This is a genomic window from Thermostichus sp. MS-CIW-23 (assembly GCF_054059455.1).
In genome coordinates, this window is the sequence record NZ_JBSSCC010000044.1 from 1 (window position 1) to 21,415 (window position 21,415).

21 protein-coding genes are annotated in these 21,415 nt (G+C 59.2%); 5 read left to right on the forward strand and 16 right to left on the reverse strand.

The window, feature by feature from the left end; genetic code table 11:
- A partial coding sequence (locus tag ACVW0B_RS12460; RefSeq protein WP_457491828.1) for a hypothetical protein occupies positions 1-192 on the reverse strand: 192 nt, incomplete at its 3' end.
- Positions 193-387: 195 nt separating this feature from the next.
- A complete protein-coding gene (gene crtH, locus ACVW0B_RS12465) occupies positions 388-1,944 on the reverse strand; it encodes a carotenoid isomerase (protein WP_457491829.1) in 1,557 nt (518 codons plus the stop codon).
- Between the two features lie 203 nt (positions 1,945-2,147).
- Here crtH and ACVW0B_RS12470 point away from each other — a divergent pair, with 203 nt between their 5' ends.
- The gene (locus ACVW0B_RS12470) at positions 2,148-3,167 is read left to right on the forward strand and encodes an aromatic ring-hydroxylating dioxygenase subunit alpha (RefSeq protein ID WP_457491830.1); all 1,020 of its coding nucleotides are present in this window, start codon (positions 2,148-2,150) and stop codon (positions 3,165-3,167) included.
- On the opposite strand, the gene ACVW0B_RS12475 is transcribed toward ACVW0B_RS12470, so the two are convergent.
- Positions 3,150-4,100, reverse strand: coding sequence for an ABC transporter permease (locus tag ACVW0B_RS12475; protein WP_457491831.1), 951 nt, complete (start codon positions 4,098-4,100; stop codon positions 3,150-3,152). The genes ACVW0B_RS12470 and ACVW0B_RS12475 overlap by 18 nt on opposite strands.
- Entirely contained in the window at positions 4,094-5,248 is a 1,155-nt protein-coding gene (locus ACVW0B_RS12480; protein WP_457491840.1) for an ABC transporter ATP-binding protein, read from the reverse strand. Before ACVW0B_RS12480 ends, ACVW0B_RS12475 begins: the two co-directional genes overlap by 7 nt.
- 263 nt (positions 5,249-5,511) lie before the next feature.
- Here ACVW0B_RS12480 and ACVW0B_RS12485 point away from each other — a divergent pair, with 263 nt between their 5' ends.
- Entirely contained in the window at positions 5,512-6,477 is a 966-nt protein-coding gene (locus tag ACVW0B_RS12485; RefSeq protein ID WP_457490156.1) for an acetamidase/formamidase family protein, read from the forward strand.
- Between the two features lie 57 nt (positions 6,478-6,534).
- On the opposite strand, the gene ACVW0B_RS12490 is transcribed toward ACVW0B_RS12485, so the two are convergent.
- The 7 genes from ACVW0B_RS12490 to ebsA all read right to left on the reverse strand — a co-directional run bounded on the left by ACVW0B_RS12490 (position 6,535) and on the right by ebsA (position 14,035).
- Positions 6,535-7,413 carry a PD-(D/E)XK nuclease family protein gene (locus ACVW0B_RS12490; RefSeq protein WP_457491832.1) on the reverse strand — a complete coding sequence of 293 codons (879 nt, stop codon included), beginning with the start codon at positions 7,411-7,413 and terminating at the stop codon, positions 6,535-6,537.
- Between the two features lie 183 nt (positions 7,414-7,596).
- Entirely contained in the window at positions 7,597-8,136 is a 540-nt protein-coding gene (locus tag ACVW0B_RS12495; RefSeq protein ID WP_457402684.1) for a hypothetical protein, read from the reverse strand.
- 53 nt (positions 8,137-8,189) lie between these two features.
- The gene (locus tag ACVW0B_RS12500; protein ID WP_457491841.1) at positions 8,190-10,517 is read right to left on the reverse strand and encodes a DNA polymerase III subunit gamma/tau; all 2,328 of its coding nucleotides are present in this window, start codon (positions 10,515-10,517) and stop codon (positions 8,190-8,192) included.
- A 122-nt stretch (positions 10,518-10,639) separates the two neighbouring features.
- Complete coding sequence (locus ACVW0B_RS12505; RefSeq protein ID WP_457440485.1) at positions 10,640-11,158, reverse strand: hypothetical protein; 519 nt, start codon at positions 11,156-11,158, stop codon at positions 10,640-10,642.
- 36 nt (positions 11,159-11,194) lie between these two features.
- Positions 11,195-11,905, reverse strand: coding sequence for a dephospho-CoA kinase (gene coaE / locus ACVW0B_RS12510; RefSeq protein WP_457491833.1), 711 nt, complete (start codon positions 11,903-11,905; stop codon positions 11,195-11,197).
- Positions 11,906-11,979: 74 nt separating this feature from the next.
- Positions 11,980-13,674 carry a citramalate synthase gene (gene cimA, locus ACVW0B_RS12515; protein WP_457491834.1) on the reverse strand — a complete coding sequence of 565 codons (1,695 nt, stop codon included), beginning with the start codon at positions 13,672-13,674 and terminating at the stop codon, positions 11,980-11,982.
- A complete protein-coding gene (gene ebsA / locus ACVW0B_RS12520; protein ID WP_457491835.1) occupies positions 13,664-14,035 on the reverse strand; it encodes a type IV pilus biogenesis protein EbsA in 372 nt (123 codons plus the stop codon). Before ebsA ends, cimA begins: the two co-directional genes overlap by 11 nt.
- A gap of 467 nt (positions 14,036-14,502) precedes the next feature.
- On the opposite strand from ebsA, the gene larE reads away from it, so the two are divergent.
- The 3 genes from larE (at position 14,503) to ACVW0B_RS12535 (ending at position 18,031) form a co-directional block, all read left to right on the forward strand.
- A complete protein-coding gene (gene larE, locus ACVW0B_RS12525; RefSeq protein WP_457491836.1) occupies positions 14,503-15,423 on the forward strand; it encodes an ATP-dependent sacrificial sulfur transferase LarE in 921 nt (306 codons plus the stop codon).
- A gap of 52 nt (positions 15,424-15,475) precedes the next feature.
- On the forward strand, positions 15,476-17,308 hold the full coding sequence (locus ACVW0B_RS12530; protein WP_457491837.1) for a DUF3769 domain-containing protein: 1,833 nt from the start codon (positions 15,476-15,478) through the stop codon (positions 17,306-17,308).
- 438 nt (positions 17,309-17,746) lie between these two features.
- On the forward strand, positions 17,747-18,031 hold the full coding sequence (locus ACVW0B_RS12535; protein WP_457402739.1) for a DUF1830 domain-containing protein: 285 nt from the start codon (positions 17,747-17,749) through the stop codon (positions 18,029-18,031).
- Positions 18,032-18,055: 24 nt separating this feature from the next.
- Here the strand turns inward: ACVW0B_RS12535 and ACVW0B_RS12540 are convergent, their stop codons facing one another.
- The 5 genes from ACVW0B_RS12540 to ACVW0B_RS12560 all read right to left on the reverse strand — a co-directional run bounded on the left by ACVW0B_RS12540 (position 18,056) and on the right by ACVW0B_RS12560 (position 20,991).
- The gene (locus ACVW0B_RS12540; RefSeq protein ID WP_414399573.1) at positions 18,056-18,445 is read right to left on the reverse strand and encodes a hypothetical protein; all 390 of its coding nucleotides are present in this window, start codon (positions 18,443-18,445) and stop codon (positions 18,056-18,058) included.
- A gap of 31 nt (positions 18,446-18,476) precedes the next feature.
- A complete protein-coding gene (locus tag ACVW0B_RS12545; RefSeq protein WP_457491838.1) occupies positions 18,477-19,202 on the reverse strand; it encodes a hypothetical protein in 726 nt (241 codons plus the stop codon).
- A gap of 41 nt (positions 19,203-19,243) precedes the next feature.
- A complete protein-coding gene (locus tag ACVW0B_RS12550; RefSeq protein ID WP_414399571.1) occupies positions 19,244-19,789 on the reverse strand; it encodes a DUF3110 domain-containing protein in 546 nt (181 codons plus the stop codon).
- 114 nt (positions 19,790-19,903) lie between these two features.
- Entirely contained in the window at positions 19,904-20,131 is a 228-nt protein-coding gene (locus ACVW0B_RS12555; protein WP_457491839.1) for a hypothetical protein, read from the reverse strand.
- Positions 20,132-20,646: 515 nt separating this feature from the next.
- Positions 20,647-20,991 carry an ArsR/SmtB family transcription factor gene (locus ACVW0B_RS12560; RefSeq protein ID WP_414427828.1) on the reverse strand — a complete coding sequence of 115 codons (345 nt, stop codon included), beginning with the start codon at positions 20,989-20,991 and terminating at the stop codon, positions 20,647-20,649.
- Between the last annotated feature and the right edge of the window lie 424 nt (positions 20,992-21,415).

A 21,415-nucleotide genomic window follows, 5' to 3' on the forward strand; every position in this document is an offset into this window, starting at 1 on the left:
TCTCGTTTTGACAAATTGGCCAGGAACTTCTTGAGTTTTCTCTATCTCGTCAGTGCTCTCTTTTGGCTCAAATGAAAGATCAACACAACCTAGCAAGTCTGCTGCTATCACTTCCGGACAGCCGCAACTATAGCCAATAAGGATTTGAGGGGTGGCTGGAGAGATACTGAATACCGAGTTTGAAGAGGACATCTGTGTTGATTCTGGACAATGTCCTGATTCAAAGGCCTACAGCCTGCTTTCGGGAACGGACGCTATCTTACCTGGCTAGCGTCTCATTGTTGTTTGAATTGACCATCAACTGCCTCCCAAACCCTCTGCGCCGCTCAACCCTCATCCCCTGCCCCTCTCCCAGAGGGAGAAGGGAGTAGCAAGGATAAGGGCAACCTAACTCAAATCCGCTGCCACCCGGTGGGCGCAGGCAAAGCCGGAGAAGGCAACGGCATTGAGCCCTTGGCCGGGGAAGGTGCTATCCCCCACGCAGTACAAGTTGGGGATGGCGGTGCGATTGAAGGGCATGCCCAGCAAGCCCCAGGGATCCCGGCTGGGGATAGGCCCATAGGTGCCGTTGCTGCGGCTCAAAAAGCGGCGGTGGGTGCGGGGGGTGCCTATCTCCTTCAGTTCAATGTGGGATCCCAGTTGGGGCCAAAGGGCCTCCAGGCGGCGGATGAGGCGGTCGGCGGCTTGCTGTTTTTGGATCTGGTACTGGCTTGGGTTCAACCCTTGCCAGGTGGACATCCAACTGGGGGTAAAGGCATGAACAATGTGGCGGCCCGGGGGAGCCAGGTCGGGATCCAACAGGGTGGGGACGGAGACGAAAAGGGTGCCCTGCTCAGCCTCCATCTGATCCCAGTCTTCCAGGAGAATGTGGTGACAATGGCATTCGCCGGCCAGGGCCTCGGCCCGCACCCCCAGGTGCAAGCTTAAAAAGCTAGGGGATTGCTGGTAGCGTTTTTGCCACTGCCGCTCCGCCCTGGGCAGGGATCCCGGCCATAGGCGCTCAAAGGTGTCCCAGCGGGTGGCATTGGAAATGATCGTGCGGGCAAAGAGCTTTTCCCCGCTGGCCAGCTCTACACCCACCGCCCGACCTCTTTCTTCCAGGATCCGCCGCACGGACGCTTTGTAGCGGATCTGCCCGCCATGGGCCTCTAGTCCCTGGGCCAGCTTTTGGGCGATCTGCCCCACCCCCCCTTTGGGATAGTTAATACCGCCGTAGTGTCGGTCACAAAACACCATCCCGGCATTGATGATGGGCGTGCGATCCGCCGGCACCACCGACCAGCAGTAGCACTCCATATCCACAAAGCGCAGCAAATCCGGATCCCGCAGACAGCGCCGCGCTACCTGGCCCACATTCACCGGCAAATAGCGCGCCAAGGTCAGGCAGCCGAGGGGATTGCCCACAAAAGACCGAAACAGATAGCCCCACTCCTCCAGCGAGAGCAGCTCCATGGCATTGAGGCTGTTGAAGATGGGCCACAGGCTGTCGTAGAACCGGCGAATGCCGGCGGCTTCCTGGGGAAAGTAGCCGGATAGCTCCTGCAAAAACTGCTCGTAATCCCGGTGTACTCGGGGATTCAGCCCCTTGGGCAGGTGGTAGGCAATCTGCACCGGATCGGGGATGGACTCCAGGGATTGGCCCACGGCTGCCAAGGCGCGGGTCAGCAAGTTAGTGGTGCCTTGGGTGCCCAATCCAAAGATCATGGAAGCGCCCACGTCAAAGCGGTAGATCCCGTTGCCTAAGGGATCCGGACGCTCAAAGTAGCCGGCACTGCCCCCTGGAATGAGGTATTTTTCCAGCACCAGCACACGGTATCCTTTGGCAGCCAACTGGCTGGCCGCGACCAATCCCCCGATCCCAGCACCGATGACGATGGCATCCCAAGCAGGGGAAGGGGTGTACAGAGCCTGCAAGAGGGTCTGAGAAGGCAAAGTTGAGGTCAAGGGATCCCTCTGGAAACTCAAACGCAAGATCAGTATCTTTACCGTACCAGAGGTTCTAGGGTTTCCCCATGAGTTGAGCTCCCCTGGGAATGAGTTTGCCCAGATCTGCAAGATCCCCAAATAGAGATTGTGGCGCGGGCTACGGAACCGAATTCACGAATTTGCTATACAGAATCCGGTCACACGACACAGATGGTTTTGCCATGTTGGTGACCCAGCATCCTGTCTTTCGGCGCTTTTGGTACCCGGTGATGCCCCTCAGCCTATTGGAGCAGGGATCCCCGCAACCTTTCGAGCTGCTGGGGGAAAAGATCGTCCTTTGGCTGGACAAAGCCGGACAGCCCCAGGCAGCCGCAGATCGCTGCTGTCATCGGTCGGCGCAATTGTCCAAGGGAATCGTCTGTGATGACCATATCCGCTGCCCCTACCATGGGTGGGAGTTCGATGGCACGGGAGCCTGTGTCAAGGTGCCGCAACTGCCGGATCAGGCCCGCATCCCAGAGAGCTACCGCATTCCCGCCTATCTCTGCCAGGCCCGCTATGGCTATGCTTGGGTGTGCTTGCATCCCCAGCCTCTACGGGGGATCCCGGTCATCCCAGAAGCCGAGGATCCCAGTTACCGGCTCATCCACGAGTTCTACGAACGCTGGGAATGTGCCAGCTTGCGCATCTGCGAGAACGAGTTCGATGCCGCCCACATCAGCTTTGTACACCAGAACACCTTTGGCAGTATGGAAGACTTGGTACCCAGCCACTTCGAGGTCGAGGAGCTGGACTACGGGATCCGCACCCGCACAGTGCTCGGTGTAGCCAACCCAGAGCTACAACAAAAAAACCTGGGCATTGCTGCCGCCAAAACCGAGCGCACCACCACTTCCACCTGGCATTTGCCCTTCACCAACCACCTTCACATCCGCTACCCCAATGGCCGCAGCCATGTCATCGTCAACATCCCCACCCCCATCAACGACCGAGCCTCCCAAGTGGTGCAGTTTTGTTTGCGCAACGACACCGAAGCCGATACCCCAGCCGCCGAGGTTATCCGCTTTGACCGGGCTGTAACTTTGGAAGACAAAGCCATTTTGGAGACCACGGATCCCGACGTGCCCCTCACCCTCAGCGCCGAGCAGCACATGCTCACCGATAAGCCCGGGATCCTGATGCGCAAGCAACTGGCGGCTTTGCTCAAGGCCCACAGCAGCTCCTCAAACCAGATTTTCTAGGCTGCGGGTGCCAACGTAGCGGCTGTAGGCGTAGATCAACCCCAGGGTGAGGCCGGTAACCAAAAAGCTGAGGGCCGCCCCGAAAGGATAGTCCAGGCTGGAGCCAAACTGCAACTGAATCACATTCCCGATCAACAGCGTTTTGCTGCCCCCCAACAGATCCGGCACTACGAACATGCCGAAAGCCGGGATCCCCACCAGAATGAGGCCCGCCGCCAGTCCAGGCAAGGTCTGGGGCAGAAGCACCCACCAAAAGACCTGCCAACCCTTGGCATAGAGATCCCGTGCCGCTTCCGCCAGCCGCCAATCGATGCGCTCCACCGCCGTGTACAGGGGCAAGACCATGTAGGGCAAAAACGTATAGACCATGCCCAGGTAAACCGCCAGCCAACTGGGATACAGAGCCGTTTGCGGTGGGATCCAGCCCAGCCAGGCCGCCAAGCGAGCCGGCCACCCTTCCGGGGCCAGCACCACCATCCAGGCATAGGTGCGGATCACCAGGTTCGTCCAAAAGGGCACCACCACCAAGGTGAGCAACAGATCCCGTTGTCGGGGTGGGTGGGCGGCAATGAAAAAAGCCAACGGGTAGGCCAGCAGCACGCAAAAAAAGGTGGTTACCCCCGCCACCAGCAGGCTGCGGCCCAAGATCTGCCAGTAGATGGGCGTCCATCCTAGGGGGCCAAAGCCGAGAATGCGCAGATAGTTCTCCAGGGTCAGGGGCAGTTGAACCTGGCCAAACTCCCCACGGCTGAGAAAGCTGCACACCAACAGCAACAGCCCCGGCAGCACCAGAAAAAACATCACCCACAGCACCCCTGGCCCAGCAAAAATTAGGCTGCGCCCCAACTCCTGCCAAGGGGTGAGCAGCTCCCCAAATCGCACCTGGGCTTGGCCAGGGATCCACTTGCCCACAGGAGATGGCAGCTTCAACATCCAATCTCCTCCTGACGGGGATCCGGTCGCAAACGGATTAGGCTTTTCGGGGGTAGGTGGGCCACCAGCGCTGCGCCGATCTCAAACCCTGCATCCTCAATATCGGTGTTGAGGGCCGTGGCCTTGAGCTGCTGACCTTGGTTTGTCCGCAACAGGTATTGGTTCTCAGCCCCAGTGTAGATGAGGTTTTCCACCCGCACCGGCACCTGGTTGGGCAGCAGATCCCAGCCGCTGCGAGAGAGCTGGATCTTTTCCGGGCGAATAGCCAATTGCACCGGTTCCGAGCTGGCCGGGATCCCCAAGACCTTCAGCTTTCCCAAGGGCGTATCCACACAGTCCGTCCCACAGGCGATCCCCTCGATCAGGTTGCTGGCCCCTAAAAAGTCGGCTACGAAGGCCGTCGCCGGGCGCTCGTACACCTCATCGATAAGGCCCACTTGCTCAATGCGCCCCGCCCGCATCACCGCCACCCGGTCGCTGGTCACCAAAGCCTCTTCTTGGTCGTGGGTAACGAAAATAAAGGTCATGCCCAGGCGGCGCTGCAACTCGCACAACTGCACCTGAAGCTGCTTGCGCAACTTGGCATCCAACGCCGACAGCGGCTCATCCAACAAGAGCACTTCCGGCTCGTTCACCAAAGCCCGAGCCAAGGCCACCCGCTGCTGCTGTCCCCCCGACAGCTCATGGGGCTTCCGCTTGGCCAGAGCTGTAATCTCCACCAATTCCATAGCAGCCGCTACCCGCTTGCGCAGAGCTTCTCCCCGCACACCCCGCATGCGCAGGCCGAAGGCGATGTTGTCCTCCACCGTCATAAAAGGGAAAAGGGCATAGCTCTGAAACACCGTGTTGACGTTGCGCTTGTGGGCGGGCAGGTGGCCCACCGGGCGACCTCGAATCACCACTTCCCCAGCATCGGCCATCTCCAGGCCGGCCAGGATGCGCAGCAGAGTGGTCTTGCCGCAGCCGGAAGGGCCCAGCAGGCCGAAAAACTCCCCCCGCCGAATGTTCAGCTCAATGCCATTGAGGGCCACAAAATCGCCAAAACGCTTGTAGAGGCCGGTTACTTCCACATCCCAGTCGGGATCCCGGAGGGTAGAAATACTGGAGATGACACCCGCGATCACAGTTGACAGCGCTGACAAACCTATCGAACCCAGTATGCAGGTCTCCGGGAAGATTGCAGTTGTCCTCCACACCCGGGGCACAAGTTCCAGGCCAAGCCCTGCAACCGGGGATCCCTGCCCACAGCCCTTCAAGATAGCAAGTCAAGATAGCAAATGTGGGGAACATTGTCGCCACGCCACCCCTGGGCAAACAGTAGCCAGAGATACCGGCTTGAGGAACAGTCTAATTCAGGATTGGAGGGGATTTTTCTTTGATTGAATGGGTCTTTTGCAAGGGATCCCTGGCCGTGCCCGTTCACACCCTCAAAGCCACTCCCCATACCGTCCACTTGGGCGGCTTTTCTTCCCAACTGCCCCCGGCCTTGTATGTGCAATCGGGCGATGTGGTGCAGGTGGAAACCTACTCGGGGTTCGCCCACTACGGCAAAGCGCCGGACCGTTTCTTCACGCCCGAATTCCTCGAAATTTGCCAAACCTTGCCTGCCGAGCGCCGAGTGGGGCCGGGCCCCCATCTGTTGACCGGGCCGATCTACGTTGAGGGAGCTGAACCTGGAGATGTGCTGGAAGTGCGCTTGCAAGCGATCACCCCCCGCTTGCCCATCGGTTTCAATGCCATCCGTCCCGGATGGGGGGCTTTGCCCGGAGAATTTGATCAGCCGCGACTGCGCTTCATCGACCTAGATATAGACCAGGGGGTAGCGGAATTTCCTCCCGGCAGCGGCATCCGCGTCCCCATTCGCCCCTTCTTTGGCATCTTGGGGGTGGCGACCGAGGAAACCAGCCGCAGCTCTATCCCCCCCGGCAACTATGGTGGCAACATCGACAACCGCCAATTGCAGGCGGGATCCCGAGTTTTTTTGCCGGTCTTTGTGCCCGGTGCCCTTTTTTCGGTGGGGGATGGCCACTCCGCTCAAGGGGACGGAGAAGTTGATGTAACGGCCATTGAAACTTCCATGAATGGCACTTTGCAGTTGATCCTGCGCAAAGATCTGCCGCTCGAGGCACCGCTGGCGGAAACCCCGACCGATTTCATTACCATGGGCTTTGCCGAGGATCTGGATGCGGCCTTTGAGCTTGCCCTAAGGCGGATGATCGATTTTCTGCATCGGTTTGTCGGCATTGGGCGAGAGGAAGCCTATGTGCTTTGCAGCATTGCTGTCCACTTCCACATCACGCAGGTGGTGAACAGCCCCATGAAAGGTGTGCATGGGTTGCTGCCAAAACAGATCCTGCCCCGCCCTACTCTGATCTAATCGGATCTAATCGCGTCAGCGGGGCGGAGTCCTTACTGCTCCCATTACTGCTCCCAATTAAGTATCGGCGATGGGATCCGCAGGTGTCGCGGGCTCCTGCATTGGCCAGACCCAATCCGTGAGGTCTTGAGAGGGGATCCCTTCCGGTAGCAGCCCATGGCAGCGGGAGCGAAACAGACAACTGTTGCAGCGCTCAGTGTGGGGGGTCATGGGAAAGTCTTGCGCCTCCAGTTGCCGCAGGTGGTTCAGAGTGGCTCTTAGGTGGGCCAGGTCTTGCTCATAGGCGGCGGCGCTGTAATACCGGTGGAAGGGCTGCTGCGGATGTTGCACATACCAAAAGGTCAGTTGCACCTGCTCCGGCTCAAAAGGGCCTTCCAGGGGCAGCTGCTGGGCCACCTCGCAGAGCAGCAGAGGGTAAAGGCGCACCTGCCAGTCTTGGGCCAACTGTTCATCGCGAGGACGTTGACGCTCAGTTTTCCAGTCCAGGATGTGCAGGGATCCGGGGACAATCACCAGCCGATCCAAACGGGCTATCAACTTAAAGCCCTCAATCCGTTGCCACAGGGGCAACTCCGCCAACACCCGTCCCTGGGGATGGGCATGGGGACTGGCCAAAAACACCTGCCACCACTGCTGCACCCCTTCATCCAGGCCGGACAAACGCGGCTCCACCTGCCGCCCGCGGCTGTGCCACTCCACCAAACGGTGAAACTGCCGTCCGCGCCTCTGCTCCAGCTCGTGCTCAAAAACACTGGCAGCGGGCCAGATCAACCGCTCCAGGTACACATAGCGAAACAGGCGGGGGCAATGGTCCAGCAGGGCCAGTGAAGAGGCGGAGAGGTTGACCTGCTCAAGACTCAACCTCTCCAGAGAAGGGGCAGAGCCTGGTCGCGAAGCAGGCGTAGCCTCAAAGGGGGCAATCGGGATCCCAGACATGGGCAAGTTCTGGCGAGGGTGGGATAGTTCAACTGTTCGCGCTAGCAGGACGGAGTCCTTTCCGCCAACCCCATCCGCTTTTCCGACATAGAGCCTGGCCCGGAAGGGAGCTGGATTGCCGTTGGCCCTTAGAAGACAGAATCCCTGCCTGGACAGCCAGACCCGGAACCGCCTGTGGTTGGGCTAGGTTCCTACCGGGCTTGCCCAGACCCAGATGGCGACCATCCCATCCCAGAGCAACAGAAGCAGAGCAAAACATCCTAGGAGCCCGTACATCCAAGGCTGAACGTAGGGGCGCAGCCCGCCAATCTCCAGTTGAGCGTGCCGTCGAATCTCAGCCAACAGCTGCTTGAACCTGGTCACCCGCATCGGCAAAAGTACGCGATCCCCCCCTCGGCTGACCAAGTAATACACCATACCACCCTGGCTGGTGGAGCGGGGCTCAATGCGCTCGATATCGGCCCACCGGATCTGCCACTCCTGCCGCACAAAAGGCGGCACCCAACTGGGGTAGGTGGCCTGCATGCCCTCTTCGTCCAACTGAATCTGCTGGCTCAGGGATCCCAGGACTACCCCCCATCCCAGCAGCAGAGCAATCCAAAGGGATCCCAGCTCAAGAGGTGTTGCCTGTTGCCGAGCCAGCAGGATGGGTAGGGGCAGAACCAGTCCCCAGTACAGAGCCTGCACAGCGTAGCGAATTAGGGGGGAGATGGGGAAGGTCATCGTCGGCAAGATGAGGCTGGCTTTATCAAACTTAAGATAGCGCTAGATAGCGCTTAAAAAGGCACCTCCTCCTCCAAGGACTCCGTCCCGCTGAGGCGAACGGCAAGCTGAGAAGACTGCTCACGCCGGTAGGACGGATTCCTTACTGCATTGGGAAAGTCTACGGGATGAGGACTCCGCCCCGCTGACGCGGACGGCTCTGCTCCTGTTGGCGAGCCGTAGGTCTCACCGGAGAGCAGGTCAGGGGATCCCTCGGCTTCTATAGCCTCTATTGAGGAGAGCTCTTCCGTGGATCCCGTCACGTCAGACCCCAACACCCCTTCCAAATCCACCAAGCTGCCGTTGAAGTGGTCGGCAAAACGGCGGGCAATCTCCGCCAGCTCCTGGGTTAGCTCGAAGGACTGCCCACCGTGCAGGGTGTCGCGGCGCTCTGCACGACTTGGAGAATCGGTCGCGACAGCGGTGCGGAGCACTTTGTTCGCACCGGCGGGAGAAAGTCCTTGGGTTGCCAAGCCGGCCACCTTGGGGCCACCCATAGGATTGTCCCGCTCAGGCTCTGGCGAAGGTGGGCTGGAGTCAGAAGGGGAATGTTGCTGTCGCCGGGCAAGGCCGTGGCTCTGCGGTTCTGCTCTGGGCTCCCTTGAGGAAGCACGACTGTTGGTGCTATCGCTCTGCAACCCCGGCGTGGTGACAGGATCTGGGGGGGCGGGGGGCAGGTCTGTTTCTCGGCTGAGCAGTGCCGAGGACTCCGCACCGCTGACGCGAATGGAAACATCCGGCCCCCGCTGCACAATCAAGTTGAGCTGCACAGGGCGCTGCAGCAGGTTGTGGAGCACCGACCGCAGTTCGGCTTCTTTGCTGCGCACTTTTTCCACCAGACCCTTGCTGGGAAAGGCGAGGGTAATTGCTTCAGGAGTCTCTTGGTGCAGGTGGCCGGATCCCATCAGAGCCTTGGTGAGGGGAGAGAGGCGCTTGAGGAACTCGTCCCAGTGGGGGCGCAGCAGCTTGACTGTGGCAGCGTCCCTTGCCGGTTCTCTGGGCTGCTCCGAGGACTCCGTCCGAGTAGCGCGATCTGCCTTCTGGCTCGACGCAACAGCAGGGGAGGCTGAAGGCCCAACAGTTAATTCATCTATCTCACCAACAGTTGATGGGCTTGATGGGCTGATGGTCGCAGCAGGGGCCGGAGGGGCTGTCCCGTCCGGGGGAGTTCTCTGGGGTGCAGGAGATAGGTCAAGGGCTGGGAAAGGACTCCGTTCCGCTGAATCCTCAGCCACCATGCTTGGGCGCAGCTGGCCCAGCAGATCCACTAGGGCAATTTCCAACCACAGTTGGGGCTGTCCGCTTTGACGAATTTGCGGCTCACACTGGCGCAGATGGCTCTGGGCTGCCAGCAGCATCTCCACCGAGTAGCGAGGGGCCCGTTGCTGCAGGGCTGCCCAGGTGGAGTCCGTTACAGCCACCAACTCCCGTTGCTGGGGGGCTGTCTTGACCAGCAGCAGATCCCGGTAAAGGGCCACCAAGTTCTGCAACAGGGCTAAGGGCTCTTTGCCCCGCTCCAACAATTGCCGAGTTTGGCTGAGCACCGCCTGCACATCCTGAGCCAGCAGCGCATCCATCAGAGCCAAAAGCTGCTGTTCCGGGATCCCGCCCACCAAGTCCCAAACCGCCTCCGGGGTGATGGATCCTTCCAAGAGGCTGAGCTGGTCCAGCAGGCGTTCGGCGTCCCTCAGGCCCCCTTGGGAAAGTTGGGCCACCAGTTGCAGCGCCTCCGGCGTGATAGGGATCCCTTCTTGGGCGGCGATCTTGCCCAGGTGGGCCACCATGTCGTCGAGGGGGATGCGGCGGAAATCGAAGCGCTGACAGCGGGAAACAATGGTGGGCAAAACCCGCTGCGGGTCAGTGGTGGCCAGGACAAATACCACGCGGGGGGGCGGCTCTTCAAGAGTTTTCAGCAAGGCGTTGAAGGCCGCATTGCTGAGCATGTGGCACTCGTCGATGACATAGACTTTGTAGCGGCTGTTCACCGGGGCAAACTGGGCCCGCTCGATCAGCTCGCGGATGTTGTCTACGCCGGTGTTGCTGGCCGCGTCAATCTCGAGAACATCCAGGGAGGCTCCCGCAGTGATGGCGCGGCATTGGCTGCACGCCTGGCAGGGATCCGGCGTCGGCCCCTGTTCACAATTCAAAGACTTGGCCAAGATGCGGGCGCTGGAGGTTTTTCCCGTGCCCCGCGGCCCGCAGAACAAATAGGCAGGCGCCACCCGCCCCAGCCGGATGGCATTGGCCAGCGTTTGCACCACCGCTCCTTGGCCGACCACATCGGCAAAGCGCTGCGGGCGGTATTTTAAATGCAGGGGTTCATAGTTGCCAGCGGTGGCCATTTCCGGGATCTCCAAGCAAGCAGCGCCCCAACCGGAACCGCGCAAGAGCTCTGCTCTGCTGACGCGATCCCACCGGGGCTCCCCTATTCTGGCTTCTCGATGGCGGGATCCCTCCTTGCCCATCAAGAGCAGGGCTGGACACCAGGGGGGGAGACCGGCAGAGCTTTTGTGCTCCGCTCCGCTGAGGACTTGGGATCCCGGCGACGCAGAGAGGGAAGCTGGGGCAGTTGCACTCTCCAGCCGGGCGAGTCGAGCTGATCTATGTGCTGCACGCGGTAGCTGAGCTGATACACCTCCTTCCTGAGCTGGCGATTCTCGGCCTGGATGGCGGCGATGCGCTGGCGGATGGGCTGCAGGCGGGCTTGCAGCTTGCGCCGGTAGAGCTCTGGCAACTCTTGAATCATCTGCTCCAGCAACTGCTTCTCTTGGTAAAGCTGCTCAATCTCCGCCTCATAGCTGCGAATTTGTCGGTGTTGCTTTTCTTGGCGCAGCTCCAGAAGGTCTATCTGGCCCTGCAAGATGCGATTGCGCTCTCGCAAAAGCTGGATTTCCCGCTCCCGCGCGGCCAGAGCTTGAGCAAACTCCGTCTCGCCAACGCAGCCTGCTTCCTGCATCGTTTCTCCCTCAACCCACCCGTACATGGCTACCCTCCGTCCCACCGGGGCGTAGGGGATCCCCTATCCGTCACTGTATCCGGCCTGCCGAGGTGAGGCAAATGGCCTCTCTAACGCCAAAGCCTGCTTCACCTGGGCTTCCAGCTCGGCCAGGGATCCGGAGTTGTCCAGCACCACGTCTGCACGGCGCACTTTTTCCGCCAAAGGCCACTGGCTGGCAATGCGAGCTTCGATTTCTTCCGGCGTCAGGGGATCCCGGCGGGCAAGGCGTTGCCGCTGCTGCTCTGGGGTGCAAGTCACCACCCAAATCTCGCTGGCCCAATTTTCCATGTGGGCTTCAAACAGCAACGGGATCATCAGACAAACGGTTTGAGATCCCTGGGCAGAGGAAAACCCTGGCCCGCTGTTCTTTTGGGAACCAGGCCCTTCCTCAAGCAACACGCCATGCGCCTCAGAGCTCTGCTCCGCTAACCCGAACAGAAAATCTTGCAGTTGAGCTTTAACAAAAGGGTGGATCTGGGCCTCTAGCCAAGCCCGCTCGGCAGCATCGGCAAACACGATCTGGCCCAACTGCCGGCGATCCAGATCCCCGGAGGGTGTTTGGATGGCCTTCCCATAGCGTTCCAGTACCCGCTCGCGAATGGGGGATCCCACCGCCAAGGCCTGGCGGGCCATTTGATCGGCATCGGCTACTGGGATCCCGTGCTGCTCCAAGATGCGGGCGACCGTGGATTTGCCCGTGCCCACTCCGCCTGTCAGGCCGATGATTCGCATAGCTGTCGTGGTTACGGTTTAGCTTGCTGGGGTAGAGGGGCGCTGCCAGGGTAAAGCCAGTTGAAGGTTTTTCTTCAAGGGGAGGCCGTTTTTGCAGCCAGCGGAGAAGAACGGTGCTCTGCCGCAGCCGGCAAAGGAGAGCTGGGCGGCAGCAGGCTATACTCAAAGCCCTCCACCAAGGCCCGACAGGAGGCTTCGATGATGTTGGTGGAAACCCCCACCGTGGTCCAGCGGCGGTGACCGTCGCTGAACTCCACCAGCACCCGCGTTTTGGCCGAGGTGCCGGCCCGCCCGTCCAAAATGCGCACCTTGTAATCAGACAGGTGAATCGCCTCCAGTTGGGGATAGAACTCCAGCAGCGCTTTGCGTAGCGCCCCATCCAGAGCAGCCACCGGCCCATTGCCTTCCGCCGCCGTCACTCGAGTTTGCCCCTGCACCGCTATCTTCACCGCCGCCAAAGATTGCACATCCGTTGCTTCGCCACTGGGATCCCGGTCTTTGCTGTTCCAATCGGAGCGTGTGGTGGTCGTCACGTTGAAGCTGAGCACCTCAAAAGGATGGGAGCGTTGTCCCAGCAAGCCCCGCACCAACAGCTCAAAGCTGGCCTCAGCAGCCTCAAACTGATAGCCCTGCAGCTCCAAAGTTTTCAGCCGCTCCAAAATCAAGCGCGCCTGTGGATCCGACTTGTCCAGCCGGATCCCGAATCCGGCCATTTTGTGGAGAATGTTGCTCAGCCCCGCCTGTTCTGAGACCACGATGCGGCGACAGTTGCCCACTTGCTCGGGGGCGATGTGCTCGTAGGTGAGAGGGTTTTTCTGAACGGCGCTGACGTGGATCCCACCCTTGTGGGCAAAGGCCGATAGGCCCACAAACGGAGCATGGTCATCCGGGGCCAAATTGACCACCTCGCTGATGGAGCGGGAGATCTCCGTCAGGTGCTTCAGCTTCTCTTGCGGCAGACAGCGATAGCCCAGCTTCAGTTGCAAGTTGGGAATGACGCTGCACAGGTCGGCATTGCCGCAGCGTTCCCCATAGCCGTTGATGGTGCCCTGCACCATGCGCGCCCCTGCCTGCACCGCCGCCAGGGCATTGGCCACAGCAGTGCCGGAGTCGTTGTGGGTGTGGATCCCTAGGGGCAAGTGCTGCAGGTGATGGGATTCTGCCAAGACAGCTGCCGTGATCGCCGCAATCTCGTGGGGCAGGGATCCGCCATTGGTATCGCAGAGAACCAGCCACTCCGCCCCCGCCGCCGCCGCTGCCGCTAGGGTTTGCAGGGCATAGTCGGGGTTGTGGCGATAGGCATCGAACCAGTGCTCGGCATCGTAGATGACCCGCCGCCCCTGGGATCGCAGATAGGCAATGGTGTCGCGGATCATGGCCAGGTTTTCCTGCAGCGTGGTGCCCAGACCTTCGGTAACATGCAGATCCCAAGACTTGCCGAAGACGGTTATATAGCGGGTGCCCGCCGCCAAAATGGCCTGCAGCATGGGATCGTCTGCCGCCCGCCGCCCCGGCTTGCGGGTAGAACAAAAAGCCACCAGCTCGGCTTGCTCTAGGGGCTCTTCCCGCATCTGCCAGAAAAACTGCACATCCTTGGGATTGGCTCCTGGCCAGCCCCCTTCAATAAACGGGATCCCCAGCCGATCCAGCAGCTTGGCAATCTGTAACTTGTCTTGCACCGACAGCGATAGACCCTCTCGCTGGGCCCCATCCCGCAGTGTGGTGTCGTAGAGAGTGATGGTGGCTGAGCAACCCAGATCAATCTTCATATCGCATCAGTTTCTTGTAAAAGGCGGTGGAGAAATCCGGCTGTTGTCCGCGCTGCACCAAAGAGACGACATCAATCAGATAATCCACAAACTCGTAGTTGGCGATGGAGAGCTGATAGGTGAGATCTGCATCCTGAGCAAAGATCACCTGAGCCACCGTCAGATCCGAAGGCAACGGGGACGTATGCCAACTGGCCAAGAAGCGGACAGGCTCTTCCCCCTCGATGGCCCTCTGCCCTTCCAGGCTGGCTTTCTTGTAGAGGCCCACCGCGAGGGCTAGGTACTGTCGGCGGGCAACGGCGTAATAGGGCTGATAAACGGCCACTTCTGGCGGGCTGGCGGGTTCAAGTTGCAAAGCCATGGTGCGCTAGGAGAGGGGTACCGCTTTTTCTAAGTTTCATGAAGTTCTGCAAGATAGGTGGGATCCCTATAACCAAGTAGATATCTCTGCATTGGCTGTAGCAAGTGTCGCCGGAAAAAGCTGTGAGGTCAATTGCGGCAGAGAACCCAGAAAAAATTATAAGGGGCCACTGCAACCCATCTTATTCAGCGTATCGCGAAGCGGTGCGGTTCCCGGTAGGGTGCCGGAGGCATAGCACCATCGCGACAGCAGGTCAGCGGACTACGGATAGATTGCCTAATTGTCTACTTTTCCTTGAGGGATCCCGCATCCCAAGCTGGAGGGAAGCGTTGGAAAGTCGGGGATCTCTGGGAAAGAATAGAAAAGGACGGATCCCTGCCCCTGATAGCAACCGGCTCTTCTCCTGCCGGCAATAGCGAGATGGCATCCTTGCCTGGTTATCCAAACGCTTGGCATCTTCTGTCTTCATGAGCACAGCCCAAGGCCCAACCGCCTCTCGTCCCGACCCTCTCCCCCCCGGAGAGGGAGGAACAACGGCCAACCCCCTGCTGGAGTGGGATCCCGTCCTGCAGCGCAAGTTCCAGCAGCTTGTCCAGATCTTCGCCGAGATGGAGCAGGTCTTGGTGGCCTACTCTGGGGGGGTTGATAGCAGCCTGGTGGCCAAGTTGGCCTGCGATCAGCTGGGGGAGCGGGCCCTGGCTGTCACCGCTGCTTCTCCTTCGCTGCTGCCGGAAGATTTGGAGGAGGCAATTCAGCAGGCTCGGCAAATCGGGATCCGCCATCAGATCGTCGAAACCCACGAGCTGGAGGATCCGAGCTACGCTGCCAACCCTGTTAACCGGTGTTACTTCTGCAAAAGCCACTTGCACGATACCTTGCGCCTGTTGGCCCAAGCCCAGGGATATAACCATGTGGTGGATGGCCTCAATGCCGACGATCTTGCCGATTACCGACCGGGGACACAGGCAGCTCGGGAGCGCGGCGTGCGTTCCCCTTTGGCGGAGGTGGGGATGAGCAAGCTGGAGGTGCGGCAATTGTCTCGCCACCTGGGGCTGTCTTGGTGGGATAAACCGGCCCAACCCTGCCTCAGCTCTCGCTTTCCCTACGGGGAGGCAATCACCCCTGAGAAGCTGCGTCGGGTGGGAGCGGCGGAGCGCTACTTGCGCAGCTTGGGTTGGCGGCAGGTCAGGGTGCGCTCGGAGAAGGACACCGCCCGCATCGAACTTCCTCCGGATCAGATCGTGGAGTTTGTGCAGAAAACCAATCTGGAAGCGCTGGTCAAGGCCCTGCAATCCTTCGGCTATCTCTATGTCAGTCTCGATTTGGAGGGCTACCGCAGCGGCAAGCTCAACCGAGTCCTCAACCTTTCCCAGTTGGCCACAAGCTAGCGGGCTGGGGAAGCCGTAGGGGATCTGTGTTGAAGTTTTGCGCCGGGTGATTATGAGAGGGTTGCGGTTGCTCTGGCTCTGCTTGGGGGTGCTGGGGTTGGCAGTTGCCGGCCCTGCTGCGGCTCAGGTGGAGTCCCAGAAGAAGGGGGTCGCCCAGCCCATAAGTACGACCGACCTCGGCGCCCTTGCCGACCGAACGTTACGGCTGCGTTCTGATCGGCAAACCTTCGACCAACGGGCGGAAGTTTTCCAGGCGGAAGGCAATGTGGAGATGCGGCTGGGTCGCTCTGTGTTGCGGGCGGATCGCCTGCGCATTGAGCTGCGACAGCGGCGGGCTGTGGCCGAGGGCAATGTTTCTATTCAACTGGATCGGCAGCGCATTCAGGGATCCCGCCTAGAATACGACTTTGAGCAAGAGCGGGGATTTTTGGAAGAGGCCTTCGGGCAGGTGGATATTGGCCAGTTGCAGGCCAGTGGATCCCCGGCAGCCGCTTTGGCGCCAGAGCGGCTGGTGCGCTTTCGTGCCGTTCGCATCCGCTTCGATGCCACCACCTGGGAAGGAGAACAGGTGCGGCTGACCAACGACCCGCTGGATCCGCCGGAGTTGGAGATTCGCAGCCCACGGGTGACCTCCACCCTGCAAGCCGATGGCTCCAGCCTTTTGATTGCCGAGGCCGGCCAACTGGCCTTCGACCAGGTCTTGTTTCTGCCTCTGCCCATTCGGTTGCGCTTCGGCTCATTAAACCGTCAGCCTCCGGTCAGCATCTTCTACGATGATTTCGACAGGGAAGAATTGCGGCGCGGCTTGATCCTCCAGTCCAACATCGAGCTGCTGCGGGATCCCAACGTGAGCTTGGTGCTCTCCCCGCAACTGTATCCACAACGTCTTTGGGGCAGTGAGCAGGGCCTTTTGGATGGGATCGGGCTGCGGGCCGATTTTCGTTGGCGGCAACCGGAAGCCAACGCTCAAACCTCGCTGTTTGCCGAGCTGCGGGGGATCGTCTTCCAGGAGTTTGCTCAGCGCTTGCGAGCCCAGGTCGAACACCGCATCACCACCGGCGATGGCGGAGAAGTCGCCTACACCTACGCCTATCGGGAACGCTTCTTCAGCGGTCGCCTGGGGTTTCAAATTGTGGAAAACCGCCTCGGTGCCAGCTACCGCTCACCCACCCTGCGCCTAGGGAATACCGGCTTGGATCTCAGCTACCGCATAGCCGTCGACTACATTGATGCCTTGGGGCAGCCGGATGAAATCGACACGGATCCGGAGTTGGCCTTAGCCAACACCACCGACCGCATTCAGCTCTCCCGCCTGCAACTGGGGGCAACCTTGAATCGCTCCTTTCCCCTCTGGAGCCCTCCCAAGACGGCGGCGGATCCCCCACCCCGCTTTTCCGCTCTGCCCATCGAGCAAGGGATCTGGCTCAGCACCGGTGTGAGCAGCAGCCAGTCTTTTTACTCCAATGGCCGAGCCCAGAGCTATACTGCCGGCAGTATTGGCATTGATGCGGTGATTGGGGCTTTTGTGGCCGATACCTTCGACTACACCAACCTGAGGGTGACCTACTCCAACGGTTTTTTGGCCGGAGCCTCGCCGTTTTTGTTCGACCGCATCACCACGCGGGAACAGCTCGTCTTGGGCTTTTTGCAACAACTGTACGGCCCGCTGCGGGTAGGGGCAGAGACAACGGTAGATTTGCAGTCGGGCCAGCAGGTGGATGTCGTCTATCGCCTGGGCTACGACCGCCGCACCTATGGCTTCAGCCTGCAATACAATCCGGTGCGCCAGTCGGGGGCTTTGGAGCTGCGGGTGGAGGGCCTGAACTGGGATCCCGGCCAATCCTCGCCGCAGCCGACGACGGGATCGAGGATCCAAGAGCCCTGATCCCCAAACTCCAAGGGAACGGAAAAATGTAATCCTGACTACTACTCTGTGGAGATTTTCTATGAGAAATTACCCCAACTTGGGGAGAAATCCTACCTCAAATCTGCCTTGAATTGCAGAACCCTTCTGGACATCGAAACGGTAAGGTAAGATACAGAAGTTACAGTCATTTTAAACAGGAATGAGACCTTTCCGTGGCATTGCTTCCTAACTCTCCTCTCCCAAAGGAGAGGGGCTGGGGGTGAAGGATGACTCCCTCTGTAAGTGGCGCGGAACGCTTGGGAAGTGTTTCAATCTAGTTTGGAGTGACTATGAATGACTATGTTTTTCCAGGATTGATTTCTGCCAGTTGGGATCGCCGTATCGCAGACTACCGCAGTGATCCCCAGACGGTGTTAGGGTAGATGATAGGCTGAGCAACGTGGGCTGGTAATCTGAATTATGCAAACACTCGATGCAATCCCCGATAAAAAACGAGCAGAGCGAATAACCTGTAGCTACATCAATGCGACCAGCTCTATTCAGGTGGTTCGCATCACGAATATCGAAAACTGGTACTTTGAGCGGGTGGTCTTTCCAGGCCAGCGGCTGCTCTTTGAAGCGGTGCCTGGAGCTAAGCTAGAGATTCACACGGGCATGATGGCCAGCTCCATTCTGGCAGACACCATCCCCTGTGAAAAGCTGCGCGTTCGAGAAACGGAGCCGGTGACTGCGGGCGCCTAGATCTCCAGAGGCCAGGGGTGCGGACTAGGTTTCGCGGCCTTGCTGCTTTCTCTCTTCTCTTTCCGAACTGGGGGAAGGCTGAGGTGAGGGGCTGGCGGAGCGGCGCGGCTTGGGAGGTAGGGGGATCTCCAGGAAACGGGCGCTCAATCTCACCAGGCTGGTCTCTTGGGGCGGCCAAGGGATCCCCAACCAACGGGCCGTGAGCTCCAGCAAGCTGGGGGGTGGTGTCGGCGTAGGAGTTGGTGTTGGTGATGGGGTGGGATAGAGATCCAGGCGCGGTGGCCGTGGGGTGCTGACCCGAAAAGCATCGGGGGGCGGTTGGGTCAGAGGTACATTCGGATCCCCGCATCCCAGCAAGCCCAGTCCGCCGGCAAGCAACAGGCCGTACAATTTTCGAGTGCCTCTACTGCCCATGAGTACGCTGCTGGACACCTCCAACAGGGTATCATCGGGATCCCAAGGCTCTGAGCTGGGCTTGCAAATCTTCCTCCAGCACAGATAGCTGGCGAGCCAAGGTCACGTAGCGGTTGGCGGTCAGGTTTTTGGCGGTAAACTGCTCCAGCAGTTGCTGATCCCGGGCAACCATTTGGTTGAGATACTGAGCCACAGAGGCTTGTGGATCCTCGACTAAAGCTCGGCACACCTGTAGGGCCATCACCAGTTGGGCCCGCACCTGCAAAAACAGCGACTGGATGTACTTTTGCTCAGCCTCGCTGAGTTGCCGAAAATCTCGCCAATGCTGCCCCCCCTGCAGCGATTGCCGAAGCTCGTTGACCCAGTGGTTGTAGTCTTTTACCTTGCGGGCCAGATCGGTGGCAAACTTCATCATCTCAGGGGTGCTGTTGAGCAGGTGGGCCTCCTGCCAATGCTGGCGGATGCGATGCAGGCTTTTTCCCAAGCGCAAGTTGGCTCTCAGGATCCCCAACAGGAGCAGCAGTAGGATCCCGGCAGCCGCGGTATAGGACACCCAAGAGCCGGGATCCCGCATCCCCAAGAAGATGACCAAGGCTATTGCTATCAAACCAAAGGCCAGCATGCCCCAGGAGCGTAGCCGCTGTTGCTGCAGACGCAGGTACTCCGCCCGCAAATCAAAGGCCTCGCAGCAAGCGTCCAGATCGGCGGCCATGAGCTGGCGAAACTCGTCCACAGAGATCGGTTCCACACTAATCATCGAGGGCACCCTTAACGCAAGTGGATCGAGGCCAAACGGCATCAAGACCTGCCCTGCCAATCACGGGCAGCTTCCGTGCTTTCTTGTAGGGGCTCCAGCGTTTCGCTGGCCGGAACCACCATCAACCCATACCCTCCGCTGCGGCAAAAATCGACGATCTCCTGCGTGTCAAAGCGTTCTGCCACGGGCTTGGGCAGTCCCTGTTGAGCCAACCGCTGCGCATATTTTCTTGCCGCAAACGAGCTCTCGAAAGCAATGACGATATCTTGACCCCCAACCTGGCGCGTGCAGATTCCCTCCTGCCCATTGGCTTGGTAAAGCAGCACAATCACCTGGGGGGGCAAGTCCTCTGGGCTGACCCAAGACAAACCCTTCTCAGCCTGGGATCCCCCGCTGAGCAATACATCCCGCGCCTCATTCAGCCGCGCCAGTTGCGCCTCTAGCAAGGGTCTTTGTCGCTCGTCCTCCAGTTCTGCGAGGGCAGTACTGAGGGTTTGGTATTCCTGAAACAGTCGCCCCCGGATCTGCCGCTCGGTTGCATCGGGCGGAAGGTTGAGAATCTCAAGGGCTTCGGTGGTGTTCATCATGGGCTCTGATTTTATTCAAAATCATTGCCTAGACTAGCTGTTCTGAGAGTCCCTGGAGAGAAGTTCTGCGATGATCGTGGCTGCCCGCTTTCTCGGCCAGAAGAGAGGGTGGACTCACCAAATGCGGCGATGATTACTTCCATCTTGGGGCTGCTCAGCAGGGGAATTGACCTGGGGTTGGTCGGATAAAGAGGGAAGGGGAAAGCCCAACTCAAAAGCCTCTCGTGCCAGCAAAGCCAGCAGAGATGGATTCAACTGGGCGCGTTTCACCCGCTCCTTGAGGCGATTCCACAGGTGTGCTCGGTGGATGCGTTCCAACTCTTCTCGCCGTTCACGTATCATGTTGTTCCCACCTGATACGTTCACGCTGAACTCTCCTGAACATGGTTCAGGAAAGAAGCGATCGCATCCTGCCTATCTCTGAGCAGGAAGGCGGTATCCCGCAAAGCCCTGAGGAATACCCCCCGAGCGCTTTCCCCCTTCACTTCCCGGCAACCGTTGCGGTGGACTCAAGGATCAGGGGGAAACTTGGTCTACTATATCCCTCTCAATGACTTTTGCCAAACCGCCTAAAGCTCAGTAAATTCAGCAAAGTTCAGGGTTTTGGGGGTTAGAGGCATGCTCTCTTGTATCAATCCTAACTAAGCAACAGGGGAGCCGGTGTCAGGGAACTTTGATGGATTTTAGGAGATGGGATCCTCATTTTCTCCGAGTTGACCCGCCGGGATCCCTGGGGTTGCCAGCAGGGAACACCATTCACATCTGTAATTTCTTGTGTTGCAGCAAGCCCGTCTTCGGAATGTACAAGGGCGGGATCCGACAGTTTTTCTAGGGACATTTTGGGATCCCTGCGCGCCTTAGAGGTCTTCCACACAGGGAACTGCGGCCTTGACAGGGCCAGCTTGCCCCAATCTATCCAAAAAATGCTGCAGGAGCTGAAAACCGGGTGGGTTGAGGCTGTAGTAAATCCAGCGCCCCTGCTGGCGAGCATTGACCAATTTCGCATCCCGCAGGGTTTTTAGGTGAAACGAGAGCTTGGATTGGCTCACCTTCAGCTCCTCGCAGAGATCACAAACACACAACTCACGCCCCTGCAGCAGTTGCAGCACACGCAGGCGAATCGGGTCGGAGAGAGCGTGGAACCCCGCCCGCACCTGCTCATCCATCCAATCCCCTTCTACCTCAACCAGCAACGAAACCATCATTCAACCAGGGTAGCAGGAGTTTTGCGCTCCAGTTGTCGATCAGTTGGACGGCAGGGAAAAGGCGCAACAGTCAACCGGCTCAGCGACGGTAGGTCAACCGCGCTTGAAGATAACACTGCCAACATTCCGTTGCCAACTTTGTGTTCTCTTTAACGTTTCTTGTTGCTGCCTTCACAAGCTCTCTACAGTTTCGCTGGAATCAATCACTGGGATCCGTTATGCGAGAGACACAGTTGCACCGGCTATGGCTGGTGTTGCTGGAAAAAGCTGCTTTGAATCATCTGTTGAAAAGCCTGGGCTGCTCGCGAAGTGTGCAGAACCCTCGCGAGAGCATGACTCTAGTCAATAATAAGCTCAACTATACTGAAAATAATGTATAATATGTTCAGTACGGATTACTACCAGTTGATCTTTCTGTTTA